Origin of the sequence: Cellulophaga sp. 3_MG-2023, from assembly GCF_030546975.1 — a bacterium.
Lineage (GTDB): Bacteria > Bacteroidota > Bacteroidia > Flavobacteriales > Flavobacteriaceae > Cellulophaga.
This window is the reverse complement of the sequence record NZ_JAUOPS010000007.1, coordinates 153,852-174,731: the sequence shown is the minus strand read 5'-3', so window position 1 is coordinate 174,731 and position 20,880 is coordinate 153,852. Positions and strand designations below refer to the sequence as shown.

Below are 20,880 nucleotides of genomic sequence, written 5' to 3'. Positions count from 1 at the left end.
AAGCTACGCAGGCGTACTTTTAAGTTGTATTTTTCAAATTTAATTATTGTATGAAGTTTTTAGTAGGTTTAAGTAGGGTCTTTGTTGGAATATTATTTATCATAAGCGGATTAATAAAACTTAACGATCCGGTTGGTTTTTCGTTTAAATTAGAAGAATATTTTAGCGTTGGTGTATTAAATATGCCTTTTTTTGAGCCTCACGCTTTATCAATCTCTATAGTAGTTGTAATTGTAGAAGTATTACTTGGTATTATGCTTTTGGTTGGTTATAGACCAAAGTTTACAGTATATAGCTTACTGGGGATGATTGTCTTTTTTACCTTTTTAACCTTCTATTCTTTCTATTTTAATAAAGTAACAGATTGTGGTTGCTTTGGAGATGCAATAAAACTTACTCCTTTTCAGTCTTTTATTAAAGACGTAATACTACTATTTTATATTCTACTTTTATTCTTTGGAATTAAACATATAAAGCCACTTTTTAATTTTAATGTCACAAGAGGTATTGTTTTGCTAGGCTTACTTGCCTGTGTGTTATTTGCTAACTACGTACTAGACCATTTGCCTGTTAAAGATTTTAGACCTTACAAAATTGGTGCTAATATAGTAGAAGGTATGTCTGTGCCAGAAGGTGCGCCAGAGCCAATTTTTGATTACGAATGGAAGTTTAATGTAAACGGCGAAGAAAAAATATACGTTACCCAAGGAGATTACCCAACTGTAGATGGCGAGTATGTAAGTGTAGAAACTACAGAGGTACAAAAAGGGTACGAGCCACCTATACACGATTTTACAATTGAAAAAGATGGTGAAGATTTTGCATCTTCTTTATTGCAAGAAGATAAGTTGGTTATGGTAATTGCATATGATTTGGCAAAAAGTGATTATGATGCTTTTACGGCAATAAAAACAGTTACAGACAAAGCTATAGCTAAGGGATATAAAGTTATTGGGATGTCTGCTTCTAACAATGATTTATCTAGTCAAATTGTAAAAAAATACAATCTAGATTTTAGTTTTTATTTTACAGATGAAACTGCGTTAAAAACTGTAGTTCGTTCTAATCCGGCTGTTTTGGTATTAGAAAAAGGTACAATTAAACAAAAAGTACATTATAATGATGTAGATGATTTAAAGTTTTAAAATGATTTTTAAAAGTAGAAAAGATAATTTATTCAATGGTGTTATGATAGTTGTAATACTATTATTATGCTCAGTTCTTTTCTTTAGTATTTTTAATGAAGTTAAAACTACAAATCACATAGTTAGTGCAGTAATTAACGTTTTGGTATTATACTTAATATTGTGGGTGTTTTATGGTACAAGCTACAAGCTTACTTCTACAACTTTAAGTTATAAAAGTGGTCCGTTTAAAGGTGACATTCCTATTAAAGATATACACCAAATTATAAAAGGTAAAACACTATGGGTTGGTCTTAAGCCAGCTACAGCAAGTAAAGGCTTAATTATAAAATATAATAAGTTTGATGAGGTTTACATAAGCCCAAAAACAAACAATAGCTTTATCAAAGAAATTTTAAAGCATAATAGTTCCATAAAAATTATTGAAGCATAACAATGGGTAACTTAGTAAGTATAACACCAGAGATAAAAGAATTAGAACCTAAAATTTTAATAGGTATTAAAAAGGAGGTTTCTGTACTTACTATGGATAATGTTACACACTGGAAAAGTTTTATGACTAGGAGAGATGAAGTAACTAACCATATTAAAGGCGAATATTATTCGGTTCAAGATTATGGAAAAGAATACTCTTTTGTAAATTTTAACCCAGCAGCAAAGTTTAATAAATGGGCAGCTGTAGCAGTGTTAAAAAAACAAGAGGTTCCCAGCGGTATGCAAATGTTAGAGCTTAAAGGTGGTTTGTATGCTGTGTTTTTATACAAGGGTATGGCCAAAGATTTTTCTTCTGCATTTCAATATATATTTTCAGAATGGCTAGCTAAGTCAGATTATGACCTAGACCAAAGACCACATTTTGAGTTTTTAGACCACAGATATTTAGGAGCAGCAAATCCAGATTCTGTAGAGGAAGTTTGGATACCAATAAAAAGCAAAAAACATTAAATTTTTATCAGACTAAAGCCTTTTTTTTAAGGATTAGATAGTTATTTGTTACTAATGAGAAATCATTAAGTGATACAAATATTATATGCTATATTTGATGTTTTAAATTGATAATGAACTCTTAAAACACATAAAAATGAGAGCAAAAATAGTTGCAGGTAACTGGAAAATGAATAAAACCTTAACAGAAACAAATGCTTTATTAGCAGAGCTAGCTGGTAAATTACCAGATACAGAAGCAGAAGTTATGGTAGCACCAACCTATGTAAATTTAGCAGCGGCTGTACAAGATGTAAAATCATCTACAATACAGGTAATTGCACAAAATATGCACTTTGCAGAAAACGGAGCTTACACTGGTGAAATTTCTGCAGATATGTTGTTAGATATTGGTATAAATACAGCAATTATTGGTCACTCTGAGCGTAGAGCTTATTTTGGAGAAACTGATGAAATTTTAGCTAAAAAAGTAATTACTGCTTTAGAAAAAAATATACGTGTTGTTTTTTGTTTTGGTGAAGAATTAGAAGATCGTAAATCTGATAATCATTTTAACGTTGTTGCATCTCAATTAAAAAATGCACTTTTTAATTTAAAGCCAGAAGCTTGGTCTAACATTGTTTTGGCATATGAACCAGTATGGGCAATTGGTACAGGTGAAACTGCATCTCCAGAACAAGCGCAAGAAATGCACGCTTTTATTAGAAAAACAATAGCAAATGAGTATACTACAGAAATTGCAGAAGCTGTTTCTATTTTATACGGTGGTAGTGTAAAACCTGCAAATGCTAAAGAAATTTTTTCTAAGACAGATGTAGATGGTGGCTTAATTGGTGGAGCAGCACTAAAAGCAGACGATTTTATTGCTATTATAGACGCAATATAAAGTACCTTTGCACTTTTAAAAAAAGTTACTAATACGTACATAATGGCAGATTTAGTCTATATAGAATACAATTTTAATGTTACACCATTGCAACCAGCATCAGACATATTAATTGCGCAATTGGGCGAAGTTGGTTTTGATAGTTTTGTAGAAAATGAAGAAGGAGTACAAGCATATATTTTAAAGGATCTTTGGACAGAAGAGAATGTAAAAAATGTGCAAATATTATCTAATGAGAATTTTGATATTAGCTTTAACTTTAAAGAAATAGAACAACAGAACTGGAATGCAGAGTGGGAAAAAAACTTTGAGAAAATTGTAGTTGATGACGTTTGTACTGTGCGTGCACCTTTTCATGAAAAGCCAAATACCAAGTTTGATATTGTTATAGAACCAAAAATGAGTTTTGGTACTGGACATCATGAAACTACACATATGATGTTACAGCATATTTTAGAACATGATTTTACAGGAAAATCTGTTTTAGATATGGGTAGCGGAACAGGTGTTTTGGCAATTTTAGCAGCAATGAAAAATGCAGGTTCTATAGATGCAATAGATATAGATAATTGGTGTTACTTAAATGCTTTAGAGAATAAAGAACGTAACAATTGTAGCCAAATAAATGTTTTTGAGGGAGATGTTAGCTTGCTTAAAGATCAGAAGTACAATATTATTATAGCTAATATTAATAGAAATATTTTATTAGCAGATATACCAGAGTATGCAAAGTGTTTAACTAAAGACGGTATTTTATTTTTAAGCGGATTTTACAAAGAAGATATCCCGGTAATTACAGAAAAATGTAATGAAGTAGGTTTAAAGTTTGAAAAAAATCTTGAAAAAAATAATTGGGTTGCCGTAAAATATGTATTTTAGTTAGTATAAATGTTAGAAGATTATGAGTAATCAGGAAAAATATTTAGAAGAACTTTTAGTTGAAGAAGAGGTAGCAAACAATAATGAAATAGTGTTGTTTAATGATGATGTAAATACTTTTGATCATGTTATAGACACACTGGTAGATGCTTGCGACCATACACCAATACAAGCAGAACAATGCGCTTTTTTGGTGCATTACAAAGGTAAGTGTACCGTTAAAACCGGTTCATATAAAGATTTAGAACCAAGATGTAGCAAACTATTGCAAGCAGGTTTAAGTGCAGAAATAGTTTAGTTTACAAGAATTTCATCAACAAAAACCCAGCTTTTGCCTCCAGGATTTGGATGCCAAGCTGGGTTTTTTGTTATATTGACCACTTCAACTTTTACGTATTTAGCCACTGTTTTATCAAAAGTTATATCGTAAAAAGAAATGGCATCATCTACATATTTTTGGGGAACAGGTAATTTTATTGTTTTTATAAGTGTATAATCTTTGTTATTAGTACTTGTCCATACCTTGTAACCAATAGGGTTAAATATCCAACTAGTAGGTTTAGTTAAAGAACCAACAGAAACTGTACTTATCTCTTTAGGTTCATTAAAGGCAATAGTAGCATTTAAGTTTTCTCCTTGGTATGCTAACCACAAACCGTCTTGGAAATTTATAGAGCCTCTTTTTAAGTCTTTTAAAGAGTTCGCACCATCACCTTTATAATTTTCATGTGGTTTTTTATCTAACCAAATAGAATCTAATTTTAAACCACTTTTTTTAATATTGGCTGTTACCACGTTGCTTTGTTTCCAGTCATCTTTGTGTGCATAAAACTTTATGGTTTTGGAGTCTGTAAGTTTAATAGGAGCAGTATACTTAGTAGATGTTGTGTCTGGCTCAGTACCGTCTAAAGTGTAAAATATGTTTGCAGTTTTAAAAACGTGTGTAAGCTCTATATCAATTTCAGTATTAAAAAAATCTGTGGCATTTACAATAAACGGATTGTTTAGTTCGGCATCATTAAAAATTGTATCAGATAAATGCTTTGTAACAAGCTGTGGTTTGTCTTTTTGTAAATTAGCTAGCTCACTGTTTTGTATTTTAGTTTGGTATAAGTATACTTTTTGTAATTTATCTAATTTTTTTAAATGCTTAAAAATATCACTAGTAACGGCTGTACCATATAAATTTAAGGACTCTAATAACTCTAGCTTTTCAATCTCCTCTAAAGCTTTAGATGTTATTTTAGTTTTCTGTAGCTGTAATTTTATAATATTTTTAAAGTTGGGCAATAGCATTGCCATATCATCATTAAAATCTGTAAAACCTAAATTAAGTTCTACAATATTATCTGCATAATCTTCTAGTTTTTTAATGTCTTTACTGGTAATACCTTTTCTGTTAGCAAGGGTTACAAGTAACAAAGGACTTTTTTCTGCTAGCGGAATAATGCTAAATCCGTTTGCATTCATTTTAGCTATCCACTCTAAGGGAGCAGGTTCTAAACTTGCTGTAAGTATACCAATAGATGTAGTGTCTTTTTCTAAATTTTTTAAAATAGCTTTAGTTTGTGCACTGGTGTTAGTTTCATTTACAGTACAATCAAAACAATTATTGTTCTTCATCCACCATTCTAACAAATTAACTTCTTCAGTTGTAAGCTGTACTTTTCCTTTAGGAGGCATATGCAATTTGTCTTCTACTGGCATATGTATTCTTCCTAATAGTGAGGCTTGTTCTCCGTTTATAGAATCTAAAACACTGCCATTTTCACCACCAGCTAATATAAAGGCTTTACTAGTAAGTATAAGTTCTCCTTTTGCTTTGTTTGCATTGTGACAGCTAACGCATTTGGTATCTAAAATAGGTTGTACAACATCTTTGTATACTTTAGCTTTATTAATATCTGTAATAGCTACTTCTTTGGTAGAGTTATCTTGAAAAAGAAAATCATCTCCGTGAGTCATATTTCCTCCTAAATGACCTGTAATACCAAGTAATGCAAGTGTAATTATAAATAATGGAAAGAAAATTTTTGAGCTCCATTTCTGATTTAAAGAGCGTAAAATAAATAACAACACACTGCATACTGTAAGTGCAACAGCCATCCATTTATGTCTAGATAGTGCTTGCTCATCATAGCCACCATTGTCACCTAAAAGCCATCCTGTACCTAAAGAAAATAAAGCAGTAATAGCAGCTAAACCTAATGCCAGTTTAGCAATGTCTGTTTCTTTAGATTTTTTAATTTTTAAGTAAATTTCTAATATAAAAGCAAAACTTAGTATGCCTATTGGAAGGTGAACAAATAAAGGGTGTAAATTTCCTATATGTATGTATAGTGTGTGTATCTGCATTATTCTACTATAATTTCGTCAATAAAAAACCAAGGGGTACTATTGGCACCAGAATGCCAATTTGGTATGCCATTTAAGCTTTTAACTACAATGGTAAACTCATTGTAAGTTTTAGGAGTAATGGGCACTTCTGTAAAGTTTACGTTTGCACCACTTAAGCTTTGTTTGCTAGCTTTTTTATTTACTAGCTCTCCTATAACTTTATTGTTGTTTTTAATACTAATTTGCTCTGGAGCAAAAATCCAGTCTCCTTGTGCAGTTAATGTGTGTAATGTTATTTTAGAGAGTAATAAAGGTTTGTCTAAAACTACATTAATGCTAATTTCTTTTGTATTAAAACCTAACCAAGCATTGTTTTTTTTAAATTGAGGGTAACCACTTTTTAAATCTGTAAGACTAGCAGCACCATTGGCAGAATAAGTGCCACTAGGCTCAGGAAAAATACGTATTAATGCATTTGATATGTTATGTTTTATTTTTTTTACCTGAAGCTTAACAGTTTCACTCTCTTTATAATCTGTATGAAAAGCTTTAACAGCCAATGTAGATGATTTTTCTATTTTTAAAGGAGAATCTAATGTTTTAGAGTCGTGAGTAATGCTACTATTACCAACTGAATATTTTAATGTGGTATTTGCTAAAGTACTAGAGAAGTTAATAGTAGCATTGTTTTTAAAAAATATAGAATCTACGGTAAAGTTTGGAGGAACTAGCTGTATTTCTTTTGTTTGGGCATAATTTTGTTTCTTGTTCTTAGTACAAGAAAATCCAACTATAAAAATTAATATGTATATTATTTTTTTCATAGAAATTAATTAGACTCTGGTTAATTTTATTGGGTATGTTTTACCAGAGTTCCATTGTGCAACATACAGGTTGTCATCATCATCTATGCAAACATCATGTGGGTTTTTAAATATTTTTAGTGCTTGTTGCATTGGCTGCAAAGCATCATCATTATTATACTTTGGTTCAGTTCCACCAGGAGCAGAAACTAATTTGTTTTCACTATTTAAGATTGATACAAAACCTGTATCCATAGCACCATCTCCAGACCAAATAGTAGCTGTGTAAATATTATTTTTATGTATTACAGGTCTGCACACAAAAACACCAGGTAAGTGTATTGTATTTATATAATCGCCCTGCATACTAAAACGTTTAAACTTATTTTCCATACGGTCAGTAATTAGTAATGTAGGAGCAGCATTGTTACGTGTATCTATTGTAATACCGTGTGCATTACCAAATAAATGATCTTCTTTTCCTTTACCTCCAAAAATGTGTAATAACTCACCTTTTTCATTATAATGTAAAATATGTTGTGCTCCGTAGCCATCTGTAATATAAACATCGCCATTAGCAGCAATAGCAGTTTCTGTAGGAATGTATTCTGTTATATTTTTATAACTACCAGAGCCTTTAGGAAATTTAAAAATTTGAACAACTTTACCGTCAATAGTTGTTTTTATTACTTCATGGCGGTTATTATCTGCTATGTACAAAAAGTCTTCTCCGTTTTCTACATTTAATGTTAGTCCGTGTGCGCCAGGAAACTCGGTGCCCCAAACTTCAATTAAATTTCCAGATTTATCATAAACTATTACATTGTTTTTGGTATGGTCTGTAAGTAAAATTATCCTCCCTTTAGAATCTTGCACCATTTCATGGCAGTTTTCTACAGGGTAGTAATTAGAGTTTAGAGCACCCCAATTTAAGTCTATCTTATATTTAAAATCACCATGACCAATTATGGCATCTTTATAGGGTTGCATAGCATATAAGGCAGGTGTACTTAAAAAAAGCCCTGCACTAGCTAAGCTAGAGTTTTGTATAAAAGTTCGTCGGTTCATAAGTTGGTTAAAGTAGTTGGTTGGTATTATGGTTTAAGACAAAATATCTTTAATAACGTGGCCCTCTACATCTGTTAATCTAAATCTACGACCTTGATATTTATAGGTTAATTTTTTATGATCTATACCTAGTAAGTGCATCATTGTAGCCTGAAAATCGTGAACATGCACAGGGTTTTTAACAATGTTATATCCAAAATCATCTGTTTCACCGTAACTAATACCTGGTTTAATACCGCCACCGGCCATCCACATTGTAAAACTTCTTGGGTGGTGATCTCTTCCGTAATTATCTGCTGTTAATATTCCTTGTGAGTAGTTGGTTCTTCCAAACTCACCTCCCCAAACAATAAGTGTATCTTCTAATAAACCACGCTGTTTTAAATCTGCTACAAGGGCAGCAGATGCTTGGTCTACATCTTTGGCTTGCTTTTCTATAGCACCGGGTAAATTATCATGTTGGTCCCAACCCATATGGTACAACTGTATAAAACGCACATCTTTTTCGGCTAGTTTTCTTGCTAGCAAACAGTTTGCAGCATAAGTGCCAGGTATTTTTGCATCTGAGCCATACATTTTATAAATATAATCTGGCTCATCATCAATATTCATAACATCTGGTACAGAGGTCTGCATTCTGTATGCCATTTCATATTGTGAAATTCTACTTTGTATTTCAGGATCTCCAAACTCCTCATAATGCTTGTCGTTTAAGGCAGCTAACTTATCTAAAATAGCACGTTTGGTGTCTTTAGTAGTTCCTTTAGGGTCATTTAAATACAATACAGGATCTTTGGCAGCCCTAAATTGTACTCCTTGGTGTAAGGAATGTAAAAATCCGTTACCCCATAATCTGGTATATAAAGGCTGACCTTGAGGCCTTCCACTACCTCTAGATAATAATACGGTAAAAGCAGGTAGGTTGTCATTTTCACTACCAATACCATAACTTAACCAAGAACCAATACTAGGTCTACCTGGTTGTTGTGATCCTGTTTGAAAAAACGTAACTGCTGGATCATGATTAATTGCTTCAGTATGCATAGATTTTATAAAACATAAATCATCTACCATTTTAGCAGTGTAGGGTAATAAGTCACTAATCCAAGTTCCGTTTTTACCATACTGTTTAAAATCAAATTGTGAGCCAACTAGCGGAAACTTGTCTTGCCCAGATGTCATACCAGTTAAACGTTGCCCGTTTCTAATAGATTCTGGTAAATCTTCACCTCTGCGTACATTTAAAAGTGGTTTATAATCAAACAACTCTAATTGAGACGGACCACCACTTTGAAACAAATAAATAACTCTTTTTATTTTTGCAGGATGATGCAAACTGTTTAAAGCGCCTTTAGACCCGCTTATTGTATTTGCAGGTGTTAGTATGCCAGCTTCACTTTTATTAAAAAAGCTACAACCCATTAATGATGCTAAAGCGGTACCACCAACTCCTAAAGCTGCTTTGCCTAAAAAGTTTCTACGGTTTAAGATTAAAGACCTTTCTTCTAGTATTTTTTTCTCGCTCATAACTATCCTTTGGTTATAGTTTCATCTAAATTTAAAATGGTATGCGCTGTTAAAGACAAAGCAGCTAAATTATCTACAGCAATAGAAGCATCAACTTTATAAGAGCCAATGGCTAAATATTCGTCTGTATTAATTTCGTTACTTTTTACTCTGTTTAACATATCATTATAGTGGTTGGTAAGTTCTGTAACCTCTGTTTCATCTGGTAGTCTAGATGTAGAAGATTGAAAAATGTATGAAATTTGTTTTTCTATACTTGTCTCTTTTTTAATTGCATTAGAAGCTAATACACGTGCAGCCTCTATTAGTTGCGGGTCATTTAATAAAACCAATGCTTGTAATGGTGTGTTGGTTTCTTGTCTTTTTACAGAACATAAATCTCTAGAAGCAGCATCAAAAGTTATCATACTTGGTGGAGGTACGGTACGTTTCCAAAATGTATACAAACTTTTACGGTACAAATCTTTTCCTTCGCTTAAAACGTAAGAAGATGTACTACCGCCACCACCTCCTGTAGTTTCTTCCCAAATTCCTTCTGGCTGGTATGGTTTTACACTTGGTCCACCAACTTCTTTATTTAATAGTCCGCTTACAAAAAGGGCTTGGTCTCTTATCATTTCTGCAGACAAACGTATTCTTGGTCCGCGTGCTAACCATTTGTTTTCTGGGTCTTTTTCTAAAGCTTCTTTACTAATAACTGTTTTTTGCTGATAAGTTTTTGACATAGCCATTAGCTTTAGCATTTTTTTGGTATCCCAATCACTGTCTCTAAATTGTAATGCCAAATAGTCTAGCAATTCTGGATGTGTAGGTAATGCTCCTTGGTTGCCAAAATCATAAGAACTAGCTACAATACCGGTACCAAACATACGTTGCCAAAAACGGTTAACAGCAACTCTGGCAGTTAAAGGATTGTCTTTATGAAACAACCATTTTGCCAGTCCAAGTCTGTTTTTTTCAAATTCTTCTGGGTAAGCTAAAATAGTTTTTGGAGTATCTGGATATACTTTTTCTCCGTGCTGATCATATAATCCTCTGTTAAGAATATATGCTTGTCTAGGAGTTTTCATCTCTTGCATAACCATTACAGGAACTTCTTTTATGTCTGATTTTTGTAATTGTACAAAATCTAAAACTTCATTTTTTTCTTTCTCTGTAATTGTAATGTATGGTTTAGGAATTACGCCAGAACCGCCGTTTACTAATCCGTCTTCATCTATATTATTAAAAAAGCTAAAGAATGAGAAGTGTGCTTTTTGACTAATAGGATCATATTTATGGTCATGACAACGCGCACACTCTAATGTTAATCCTAAAAAAGCAGTACCAAAAGTAGTAATACGGTCTTCTACGTATTCTACTCTGTATTCTTCTGGTATTACTCCGCCTTCATAAGTAATTTTATGGTTACGGTTAAAACCTGTTGCTAAAACTTGTTCTAGAGATGCATCCGGTATTAAATCTCCTGCTAATTGGTCTGTAACAAATTTATTGTAAGGTATATTTTTGTTAAAAGCGTTAATAACCCAATCTCTCCAAGGCCACATAATACGTTCAAAATCATCTTGGTAACCGTGTGTGTCTGCATAACGGGCAATATCCATCCATTCTGCAGCCATATTTTCTGCATAGTCTTGTGATTCTAAAAGTTTATCTACTACTTTTTCATATGCATTAGCAGAAGAATCTTGTAAAAAATTGTTTATGTCTTTTGTAGATGGTGGCAAGCCAGTTAAATCAAAATAAACTCTACGTAATAATTTTTCTTTTGGAGCCTGCTCAGAAGGTTGTAAGTTGTTTTCTTCTAATTTTTGATAAATAAAGTTATCTATTTCGTTATTTCCCCAAGTATCTTTAGTTTTAGGTACATTTTGATTTTCTGGAGGTGTAAAAGCCCAATGGTCTTTATATTCTGCACCTTGCTCTACCCATTTTTTTAATATTTCTTTTTCGTACTCGGTAAGTATTAGGTTAGACTCTGGAGGCGGCATTATACTCCCCGGATCTTTGGAGTAAATACGGTCTAGCATTCCGCTTTTTTCTGTGTCTCCTGGCACAATAGCATAATGGTCTAAGTTTTCTCCTAAAGCTTTATAAGCCTCCTCTGGTGTAACCATAGAAAAATTACCTTCAACAGCATTTTTATCTGGTCCGTGGCAAATAAAACACCTATCAGATATAATAGGTTTTACGTGAAATGTAAAGTCTATTTTATCAGGAATTGCTGCTGTACCATTTTCTGCTATGGCAACCTCAGAATATTTGTTTTCTGTTTTGCAACTAGTAGCACCAATAGTAATAAATACAGCAAAAGCTATTTTTGCTACATTATTTTTTTGATATAGAAACCAATTAGATAATATCATAATTTTTAAGAATCAGCTAGTTTATTGTTCTTAAATATTGTTATTCTTTAAATTGTTAGCAATAAAAATCGACCAGTAACTTGTAACAATAGCTTAATAAATACAAAATGAAAACCTAACAGCTTTTTCTTAAAAATTGAAATTTATGCGCGTCCCAAAAGTGTTTCTTTTACGTCATTAATATAACTACGCCCAATTGTGTACCGTATACCACCAATTTCTAAACTATTACCTTCTATGGTATCTACTTTAGAGATAGATATGGTATAAGACCTGTGTATTCTTATAAATTTATCACTAGGTAATTCATCTGTAAAACTACTTAAAGTTCTGTGTATAATGTACTTATCTGATTTTGTTTTTATGCGGATATAGTCCTTTAAACTTTCAATTACCATAATGTCATCTAACACTATTTTTTGCAACTTCTTTTTATCTATCTTAATAAAAATACTAGCGTTATCTGTAGAAGTATTGGTAGTTATGGCTTTTGTAGTACTGCCTTGTTTTAATTTTATAATGCGCTGTACTGCTTGTAAAAACCTAGGAAACGGTATTGGTTTAACTAAATAATCTATAGCTTGTAGTTCATAACTAGTAAGTGCGTACTCTTCATGTGCAGTTGTCATAACTACCATTGGCATAGATTGTAAGCTTTTAAGAAAATCTAAGCCATCTAATATTGGCATATTAATATCTAAAAAAATGATATCAATTTCGTTGTTTTGAACAAAAGTAGTTGCTGTAACAGCATTAGAGAATGTTTCTAGTAACTCTAATTCCTGTATTTGTGAAACATAATTTTTTAAAACATTTATAGCCAACGGTTCATCATCTACAATTATGGTTCTTAATTTAATCATACTTTAAGTTTTAGAATTACATTAAACATGTTGTCTTTTTCAAAAATAGATAGGTGATAATCTTCTTTTTTATACCCTAGCTCTAAGCGTTTTTTTAAATTGCTTAGTCCAATACCACCACTTCTAATGGGTATTAAGCTATCTGCGCTTTGTACGGGTATGGTGTTAGATACTTTAAAATGAAGCAAATCTTCACTAACCTTTACATCTATATCTATTATCATATCTCCTATGTTTTTACTAGCTCCGTGTTTAAAACAATTTTCTATTACCGGAATTAACAACATAGGTGAAATACGTTTACCTTCTAAATCGCCAGAAATACTAATGTTTATATTTAAAGACTCATCAAAACGTAAACGTTCTAGGTCTAAATAGTTTTGTATACAGTCTAGCTCGCTCTTTAAATCTTGTTTATTTTTTTTGGTAGCATATAGCAAGTATCGCATTAATTCAGATAATTTTAATATAACTTCTGGAGCTTTATCAGACTTTTCTAGAGTTAAAGAGTAAACATTATTAAGCGTGTTAAAAAAGAAATGCGGAGAAACCTGTGAGCGTAAAAAACGTAATTCTGTGCTTAGCTGTCTCTTTTCTAACTCATGCAGTTTGCTGTGTTCTTTTAGCCAATCTATTGTGAGTTTTATGGCTGCAACAAAAGAGGAAACGTATAGTTCGCCAACCATCATTGTAGTGGCATAATTAAGTGTTAATCCTTTTAGTTCTTCAGGTCCCTCTGGCCATACATTTGGACCAATAAAATAATAGGTTAAAGAGTACTTAACCAATAACATAATAAATAATGTGGCAATAACAGAAAAAGTGTAACTAATGTATTTTTTCTTAAAAACAAACTTAGGCATTAAGTAGTACACGTTAAAGTATGCAATTGCCATATGTATAGGAAAACCTATAAGATTCATACGCAAAGAGAGCATAAAATCTTGGTGAATGTTGCTATACCTTAAGCTGTTAAAAATAAAATATATAACCCAAAAAATTATATGGTGTTTGTAATTTATTTCAAAGCTTTTAGAAGAATTCTTGTTTAAAAAAGAATCTACATCTGTGTTTATATTCATTAGTTTGGTTTCGGTTTGTTTTTGTCTGCACTATTTTATCGTTTAGCATTTGGCTATCGTTATTGGTCTAAAATTATTTCCATTACAAATAAAAAAAGGAATATTTATAAAGTGTTGCTATGTAGCTTAAAAACTAGATATAGCGTTTTGCTAAACACGCAGAATTGAACGTCTGAAAAGTATAAAAAATAATTTAATTAGCAACTAAATTATATTAATGTTAAAAAAAAGTTACTAATAATAAAGAATATGGATATTGAACCTTCTATAAAAATGAAAAGAATAATTGCTGCTTTTCTTTTTTTAATTTACCTAGGTTGTGCTTCACTAATAGCTCAAAATAAACCTAAAAAATATATAGCAAACAAGGCAGTAGATAGTTTAATAATAGATGGCGTAGCTAATGAAAAGTCTTGGGAAACTGCTAAATGGACAAAAGAGTTTATAGATATTGAAGGCGATAAAAAAGCGACTTATAAAACTAGGGTAAAAATGCTTTGGGATGATACTTATTTGTATTTCTTTGCCTTGCTAGAGGAGCCTCATATATGGGGAGATATTACAAAAAGAGATGCTGTAATTTTTTATAACAACGATTTTGAAATTTTTATAGATCCGCCTGGTACTACTCATAATTATATGGAGCTAGAGATAAATGCACTAAATACTGTATGGGATTTGTTGTTAACAAAAACATATAGTCAAGGTGGTGCAGCCATTAATAATTGGGATATAAACGGGTTAAAAACTGCTGTGCATATTAACGGAACTTTAAACAACGCTAGTGATACAGATAAAAGTTGGTCTACAGAAATTGCTATTCCTTGGAAATCACTTTTTGAACCTTCTAAAATAGTAGAAATACCAGTAAATGATTTTTGGCGTATAAATTTTTCTAGGGTACAATGGCAACATACTTTAATAGACGGTAAATATGTTAAAAAGAAAGATGCTAACGGCAAAGATTTACCAGAGTATAATTGGGTTTGGTCTCCACAAGGTGTAATTAATATGCATAAACCTAATACATGGGGTTATGTTTATTTTTCTGATAAAACTGAAGAAAATATAGATTGGAACATTCCAAAAGATGAACAGATAAAATGGTATTTGTATAAAGTATTTTTAAATTATGTAGAAAATAATGATGAAAAAGAGATACAATCTAAATCTATATTAGGAGCTTTAGTGAGTCCACAATTAGAGAAGCATAAAACCGGATTTAACATCTGGGTAAAAAGTCCGTTTACAAACAAAATATTAGTAATTAAAGAAGATGGTAAATTTAGTAGTAATGAAGCAGAATAAGGTATTTTTAAGGGTAATGAGTTTTTTATTGTTGGGCTTTGTCTTATTTTCTTGTGAGAATAAAAAACAAGACAAAAATGTAGTAGAAAAGGAAGATGCTGTAACAAATAGTTTTACATTTTGGACTTGGACATCTGCTAGTAATGAAAAAGAGGATACTGCTTACCAAGAAGAATTTGCTAAATATAGCGCAAACGGAATTACAGATGTGCTAATTAATACAGGTACAGATCCAGAGTTGCTAAAAAGAATAGTTCCTTTTGCAAAAAAGGAAGGGTTAAATGTACACGCTTGGATGTTTACTGTAAACAGGCCTGGAGATGCTATTGCAGAACAGCACCCAGAGTGGTACGCGGTTAGTAGAGATGGTAAGTCTTGTTTTGATGAGCCACCATATGTAGGGTATTACAAATGGCTATGCCCAACAAGAAAAGAGTCTAAGGCTCATATATTAAGTTTAGTAGAAGGTTTGGCAAAGGTTGAAGATGTAGCAAGTGTACATTTAGATTATATTCGTTACTCAGATATTTTTTTACCAATTGGTTTACTACCAAAATACAATTTAAAACAAGAGGTAGAGCTACCTGAGTTTGATTTTTGTTACTGTGATGTGTGTATAGCAGAGTTTAAAAAGGAACACCATAAAAACCCTAAAGAGTCTAAAAACCCAGCTATAGATATGGAGTGGAAACAATTTAGGTTAAATAAAGTAAAAGCTATTGTAGATGAAGCTTATATCATTGCGCATAATAACAATAAAATATTAACCGCAGCAGTATTTCCTTACCCAGAAATGGCAGATCATATGGTGCGCCAACGCTGGGACAAATGGAATGTAGATAAAGTACTGCCAATGATTTATCATAACTTTTATAATGAAGAAATAGACTGGATTGGGTTTGCAACCGGACAAGGTGTAAAAGACCTTAAAAATTCTAATACAGAACTGCATACTGGTATTTATGTACCAAATATGTCTGTTTCAGATTTAGAAAAAGCAATTCTATTAGCAAAAGATAATGGAGCAAAAGGAGTCTCTATTTTTGATGGTAATGCACTTACAGATGAGCAATATGCGGTAATAAAAAAACTTAGTAAGAAATTTAATTAAACGTATTTCATTTTGAAAAAACTTAACTGCCACATAACCATTTTTCTTTTGTTACTAACGTTTAGTTGTACAACTAAAAAAGAAAAAAACTTTACAGAAGAAGAAATTAATATTATTCCTAAGCCTGTATTTACAGAGTTATACAAAGGTAGTTTTAGTTTTAATGCAAACACAAAATTGGTTGCAAGCACAAAAAATGAACAAAAATTATTAACTTCTTTTTCTCAGAAGTTTAAACAGGTCTCTGGTGTAAAATTAGATGTAGTAGATAATGCACCTTCTACTAATTTTTTACAGTTTAAAACAATAGATTCTTTACCTAATGAAGGTTATAATTTATCAATAAATTCTAATCATATAACAGTATCTGCAAAAACGTATTCTGGTTTTGTATATGGATTAGAAACTATAAAGCAGTTGCTTCCTGTAAGTATAGAAAGTACAACGTTTGTGCAAAAAGAGTGGATAGTTCCAGTAATAGAAATTAAAGATACTCCTCGTTTTAAATGGCGAGGACTAATGTTAGATGTGTCTAGACATTTTTTTGAGGTAGATTATATTAAAAAAACGTTAGACCGTATGGCAATGCTAAAAATGAATACTTTTCATTGGCATTTAGTAGATGATCAAGGATGGCGAATAGAAATTAAAAAATATCCAAAACTAACGTCTGTTGGTGGTTATAGAGTAGACCAAGAAGATAAAGGTTGGAACGCTAGACCAAATGCACCTTTAGGAACAAAAGCTACTTATGGCGGTTTTTATACACAAGAGCAAATAAAAGAAGTAGTAGCCTATGCAAAAGAAAGAGGTATAACTGTAGTGCCAGAAATAGAGATGCCAGCACACGTTAGTAGTGCAATAGCTGCGTATCCAGAGTTTTCTTGCTTAGGTGAGCAAATTATGGTTCCGTCTGGTGGAGTATGGCCAATTACAGATATTTACTGTGCAGGTAAGGAAGAAACATTTACTTTTTTACAAGATGTATTAACAGAGGTTATGGAGTTGTTTCCGTCTAAATATATACACATTGGCGGAGATGAAGCTACAAAAACCAATTGGAAAACTTGTATACATTGCACCACTAGATTACAAACAGAAGGCTTAGTAAATGTAGACCAATTGCAGAGCTATTTTATTAAAAGAATAGAACGTTTTATAAGTTCTAAAAATAGAGTTTTAATTGGTTGGGATGAAATTTTAGAGGGCGGTTTGGCTCCAGGAGCAACCGTTATGAGTTGGCGTGGTGTAAAAGGTGGCCTAGAGGCATCTGCAGAGGGACATAATGTTGTTATGACACCTGGTACACATTGTTATTTTGATCATTACCAAGGAAATCAAGATCAAGAACCTTTAGCATTTGGTGGTTATACTCCGCTTAGTAAAGTGTATGAGTTTAACCCAGTGGTAGATAAAATGACTCCAGAGCAGGAAAAACACGTGTTAGGCGGACAAGCAAATTTGTGGGCAGAGCACATACCAACAGAGCAACAGTCTGAGTATATGATTTTTCCTAGGCTTGCAGCTATGTCTGAGGCTCTTTGGACACCAATAGAAAATAAAAATTGGAATAACTTTTCAGGTAGGGTAAAAGAGCTGTTTAAGCGTTACGATGTTATGGGTGTTAACTATGCTAAAAGTGCTTATCAGATAACTACAGATGCTAAAGTTGACATAGAAAAAGGCGAATTATCTATCTTATTAAAAAATGAATTTCCAGATGCAGATATTAGATACTCTATAGATGGTTCTTTGCTTTCACAGTCGTCTTTACAATATCAAAAACCAATTCAACTAAATAAAACTGCTACGTTAAAGGCTGCAATGTTTAAAAATGGTAAGCAATTAGGACAAACCTTAACTAAAGAGTTTAATTACCATAATGCGGTTGGTAAATACATAGTTTATAACACTAAGTATCATAAAAATTACCAAGGAGAACAACAGCTTGGTTTGGTAAATGTATTAAGAGGATCTAAAAATTTTCACGACGGACAGTGGCAAGGTTGGTTGGGTGATAATATGGATGTGGTAATAGATTTTGATGAAGAAACAGAGTTCTCTGCAGTTACGGTTGGTACGCTAGAAAATCAAAGTTCAGGAATTTATTTTCCCGTAAAAATAGAAGTCTTTACATCAGAACACAGAAAAAAGTTTACCAAAGTTGCAGAGGTTACTAGAGTATTTAAAGTAAGTAATGCGTCAGAATTAAAAGATTTTAAAATCAATTTTAAACCAACTAAAGCTAGGTACATAAAGGTGGTAGCAACTAATTTAAAAAGTCCGACTAATGGTGGTGGTGCTTGGTTGTTTGTAGATGAAATTATAGTAGAATAGAATTATGAGTATAAAATTTAAAATTTTAAGTGTTGTTTTAATTGTAGCAAACTTTGCTTTTGGTCAGCAACCTGTAGACTATGTAAACCCGTTTATAGGAACCTCTAATTTTGGAGCAACAAACCCAGGTGCAATCGCGCCAAGAGGTATGGCTAGTGTATCTCCTTTTAACGTAGCAGTACAAAAAGATGCTGGTTGGTTATCCAACCCATATGTTAAACAATACAATTTTTTAACAGGATTTACACACGTAAACTTAAGCGGAGTTGGTTGTCCAGATTTGGGAGTTATTTTAACTATGCCAACTACAGGAGACTTAAAAACAAACCATATGCAATACGGAACCAATTACACAGATGAGGTTTCTAAAGCAGGCTATTACTCAGTTAACTTATCTAAATACAATATAAAAACAGAACTTACTGCAACAACAAGAGTAGGAGTGTCTAGGTATACATTTCCAGCAGGAAAATCTAACATACTTTTAAATTTAGGACTTGGCTTAACTAATGAGCAAGGCGCAATGGTAAAAGTGGTATCTAATACGGAAATTGAAGGAATGCGCACAGTTGGTTCTTTCTGTTATAATAGTCCAGAACAGGCTTACCCAGTATATTTTGTTGCTAAATTTTCTAGTCCAGCAGATGAGTTTGGAGCTTGGAAAAAACCACATAAATACAATGGGGTAGAAGCACAATGGATGGGCTACAATGGTAAAACTAGACTAATGAAAGGGTTTACAAGAGAAGTTGTAGGTGATAGTATTGGTGCTTATATGCGTTACAATTTTAAAAAGAAAACTACTGTTGAGGTTAAAATTGGTGTGTCTTACGTAAGTATAGATAATGCTAGGGAAAATTTGGAAAAGGAAACAGCTAATAAAAATTTTGATGATGTTTATGCTACTACAAAAGCTGCTTGGAACAAGACTTTGTCTACTGTAGAGGTAGAAGGTGGTTCTACAAATGACAAAACAATATTTTATACAGCATTGTACCACACACAAATACACCCAAATACGTTAAATGATTTTAATGGCGATTATCCTGAGATTGCAACTGGTAAAGTAGGAAACACTAAAGGTACTAGATACACCGTTTTTTCGCTTTGGGATACGTACAGAAACTACCACCCATTAATGAGTACCTTGTACCCAGCACAACAATCTGATATGGTAAATAGTATGTTGTCTATGTACAAAGAAAATGGTTGGCTGCCTAAATGGGAGTTAAACTCTACTGAAACTTTTACAATGGTTGGTGACCCAGCACCAGTAGTTATAGCAGATACATATTTACGTGGTATTACAGATTTTAATGTTGATTTAGCTTACTCAGCAATGTTAAAAGGAGCAACCAAGCTTGTAAATAATCCGTTAAGACCAGGAAATAAAGAGTATTGGGAGAATGGATATTTGAGTGTAGGCGGTAGTGCAGAGGGGCCTGTTTCTACTACAGAAGAATATAATATTGCAGATTTTGCTATTTCTCAGCTAGCAAAAGAGTTGGGTAAAAAGGCAGACTATAAAAAGTTTTATAATCAATCTTTATCTTATAAAAAATTATTTGATAGTAAGTTAAAACTACTAAGACCTAAAAATAGTGATGGTAGCTGGTACACACCTTTTGATCCTTACAAAGGGGCAAATTTTGAAAAAAATGTGGGTTATATAGAGGGCAATGCGTGGCAGTACGCTTTTATGGTACCACACGATATTAAAGGTTTAATGAAGCTAATGGGAGGAAAAAAACAATTTGTTTCTCACCTAGATTATATTTTTGATAATAATCAGTTTGATATGGCTAATGAGCCAGATATTGCTTATCCTTTTTTATATAACTACAGTAAAGGAGATGAGTGGAAAACTCAAAAAAGAGTACAGGCGTTAATAAAAACATATTTTACAAATACGCCTGCAGGTTTGCCAGGTAATGATGATACAGGTACAATGTCTGCGTGGTTAGTATATGCAATGATGGGAATTTATCCTGTTAGTCCGGCTTCACCTGTGTATACGCTTTCTACACCAAGATTTACTTCTATGACTATTCATTTAGATACAACTTATTATAAAAAAGAAAAGTTAATTATTAAGCGAACAGGAAATGTTAATGGAAAAATTAAATCTATTCATTTAAATAATAAAGAACTTAAAGGGTATTTTGTTTCTCATAAAGACTTGTTAAATGGCTCTGTTTTAGAAATAGGGTTGGAGTAAAATTT

At 32.3% G+C, this 20,880-nt stretch carries 17 protein-coding genes; 10 read left to right on the top strand and 7 right to left on the bottom strand.

The features are described 5' to 3' along the window. The first annotated feature begins 50 nt into the window (after positions 1–50). From Q4487_RS15290 to Q4487_RS15265, 6 genes are all read left to right on the top strand, one after another. Positions 51–1,145, top strand: coding sequence for a BT_3928 family protein (locus Q4487_RS15290; RefSeq protein WP_303543996.1), 1,095 nt, complete (start codon positions 51–53; stop codon positions 1,143–1,145). A 1-nt stretch (position 1,146) separates the two neighbouring features. Then, entirely contained in the window at positions 1,147–1,578 is a 432-nt protein-coding gene (locus tag Q4487_RS15285; RefSeq protein WP_303543999.1) for a PH domain-containing protein, read from the top strand. A 2-nt stretch (positions 1,579–1,580) separates the two neighbouring features. Then, a complete protein-coding gene (locus Q4487_RS15280; RefSeq protein WP_303544003.1) occupies positions 1,581–2,090 on the top strand; it encodes a GyrI-like domain-containing protein in 510 nt (169 codons plus the stop codon). Positions 2,091–2,226: 136 nt separating this feature from the next. Further along, positions 2,227–2,976 carry a triose-phosphate isomerase gene (gene tpiA / locus Q4487_RS15275; protein ID WP_100896562.1) on the top strand — a complete coding sequence of 250 codons (750 nt, stop codon included), beginning with the start codon at positions 2,227–2,229 and terminating at the stop codon, positions 2,974–2,976. A gap of 42 nt (positions 2,977–3,018) precedes the next feature. After that, the gene (prmA, locus tag Q4487_RS15270) at positions 3,019–3,855 is read left to right on the top strand and encodes a 50S ribosomal protein L11 methyltransferase (RefSeq protein ID WP_303544005.1); all 837 of its coding nucleotides are present in this window, start codon (positions 3,019–3,021) and stop codon (positions 3,853–3,855) included. A 22-nt stretch (positions 3,856–3,877) separates the two neighbouring features. Then, positions 3,878–4,153, top strand: coding sequence for an ATP-dependent Clp protease adaptor ClpS (locus tag Q4487_RS15265; RefSeq protein WP_013621890.1), 276 nt, complete (start codon positions 3,878–3,880; stop codon positions 4,151–4,153). On the opposite strand, the gene Q4487_RS15260 is transcribed toward Q4487_RS15265, so the two are convergent. The 7 genes from Q4487_RS15260 to Q4487_RS15230 all read right to left on the bottom strand — a co-directional run bounded on the left by Q4487_RS15260 (position 4,150) and on the right by Q4487_RS15230 (position 13,901). Then, entirely contained in the window at positions 4,150–6,210 is a 2,061-nt protein-coding gene (locus Q4487_RS15260; protein WP_303544007.1) for a chitobiase/beta-hexosaminidase C-terminal domain-containing protein, read from the bottom strand. The genes Q4487_RS15265 and Q4487_RS15260 overlap by 4 nt on opposite strands. Then, on the bottom strand, positions 6,210–7,016 hold the full coding sequence (locus Q4487_RS15255; RefSeq protein ID WP_303544008.1) for a hypothetical protein: 807 nt from the start codon (positions 7,014–7,016) through the stop codon (positions 6,210–6,212). The genes Q4487_RS15260 and Q4487_RS15255 overlap by 1 nt, the downstream gene beginning before the upstream one ends. 9 nt (positions 7,017–7,025) lie before the next feature. Further along, the gene (locus Q4487_RS15250) at positions 7,026–8,063 is read right to left on the bottom strand and encodes a 6-bladed beta-propeller (RefSeq protein ID WP_303544010.1); all 1,038 of its coding nucleotides are present in this window, start codon (positions 8,061–8,063) and stop codon (positions 7,026–7,028) included. Between the two features lie 33 nt (positions 8,064–8,096). Next, the gene (locus Q4487_RS15245) at positions 8,097–9,590 is read right to left on the bottom strand and encodes a DUF1501 domain-containing protein (RefSeq protein WP_303544012.1); all 1,494 of its coding nucleotides are present in this window, start codon (positions 9,588–9,590) and stop codon (positions 8,097–8,099) included. Between the two features lie 2 nt (positions 9,591–9,592). Then, positions 9,593–11,956: a PSD1 and planctomycete cytochrome C domain-containing protein gene (locus Q4487_RS15240; protein WP_303544014.1), complete on the bottom strand. Its 2,364-nt coding sequence runs from the start codon at positions 11,954–11,956 to the stop codon at positions 9,593–9,595. Between the two features lie 143 nt (positions 11,957–12,099). Continuing rightward, a complete protein-coding gene (locus Q4487_RS15235) occupies positions 12,100–12,816 on the bottom strand; it encodes a LytTR family DNA-binding domain-containing protein (RefSeq protein WP_198519473.1) in 717 nt (238 codons plus the stop codon). Beyond that, the gene (locus Q4487_RS15230; RefSeq protein ID WP_100896554.1) at positions 12,816–13,901 is read right to left on the bottom strand and encodes a sensor histidine kinase; all 1,086 of its coding nucleotides are present in this window, start codon (positions 13,899–13,901) and stop codon (positions 12,816–12,818) included. The genes Q4487_RS15235 and Q4487_RS15230 overlap by 1 nt, the downstream gene beginning before the upstream one ends. A gap of 273 nt (positions 13,902–14,174) precedes the next feature. On the opposite strand from Q4487_RS15230, the gene Q4487_RS15225 reads away from it, so the two are divergent. Genes Q4487_RS15225 through Q4487_RS15210 form a run of 4 tightly spaced genes read left to right on the top strand, consistent with a single transcriptional unit; the run spans position 14,175 to position 20,875 of the window. Next, positions 14,175–15,209, top strand: a complete 1,035-nt coding sequence (locus tag Q4487_RS15225; protein ID WP_303544018.1) for a carbohydrate-binding family 9-like protein — start codon at positions 14,175–14,177, stop codon at positions 15,207–15,209. Continuing rightward, positions 15,196–16,320: a family 10 glycosylhydrolase gene (locus Q4487_RS15220; RefSeq protein ID WP_303544020.1), complete on the top strand. Its 1,125-nt coding sequence runs from the start codon at positions 15,196–15,198 to the stop codon at positions 16,318–16,320. The genes Q4487_RS15225 and Q4487_RS15220 overlap by 14 nt, the downstream gene beginning before the upstream one ends. Positions 16,321–16,332: 12 nt before the next feature. After that, positions 16,333–18,657: a family 20 glycosylhydrolase gene (locus tag Q4487_RS15215; RefSeq protein WP_303544023.1), complete on the top strand. Its 2,325-nt coding sequence runs from the start codon at positions 16,333–16,335 to the stop codon at positions 18,655–18,657. Between the two features lie 4 nt (positions 18,658–18,661). Continuing rightward, a complete protein-coding gene (locus tag Q4487_RS15210) occupies positions 18,662–20,875 on the top strand; it encodes a GH92 family glycosyl hydrolase (protein WP_303544026.1) in 2,214 nt (737 codons plus the stop codon). Positions 20,876–20,880: the final 5 nt, after the last annotated feature.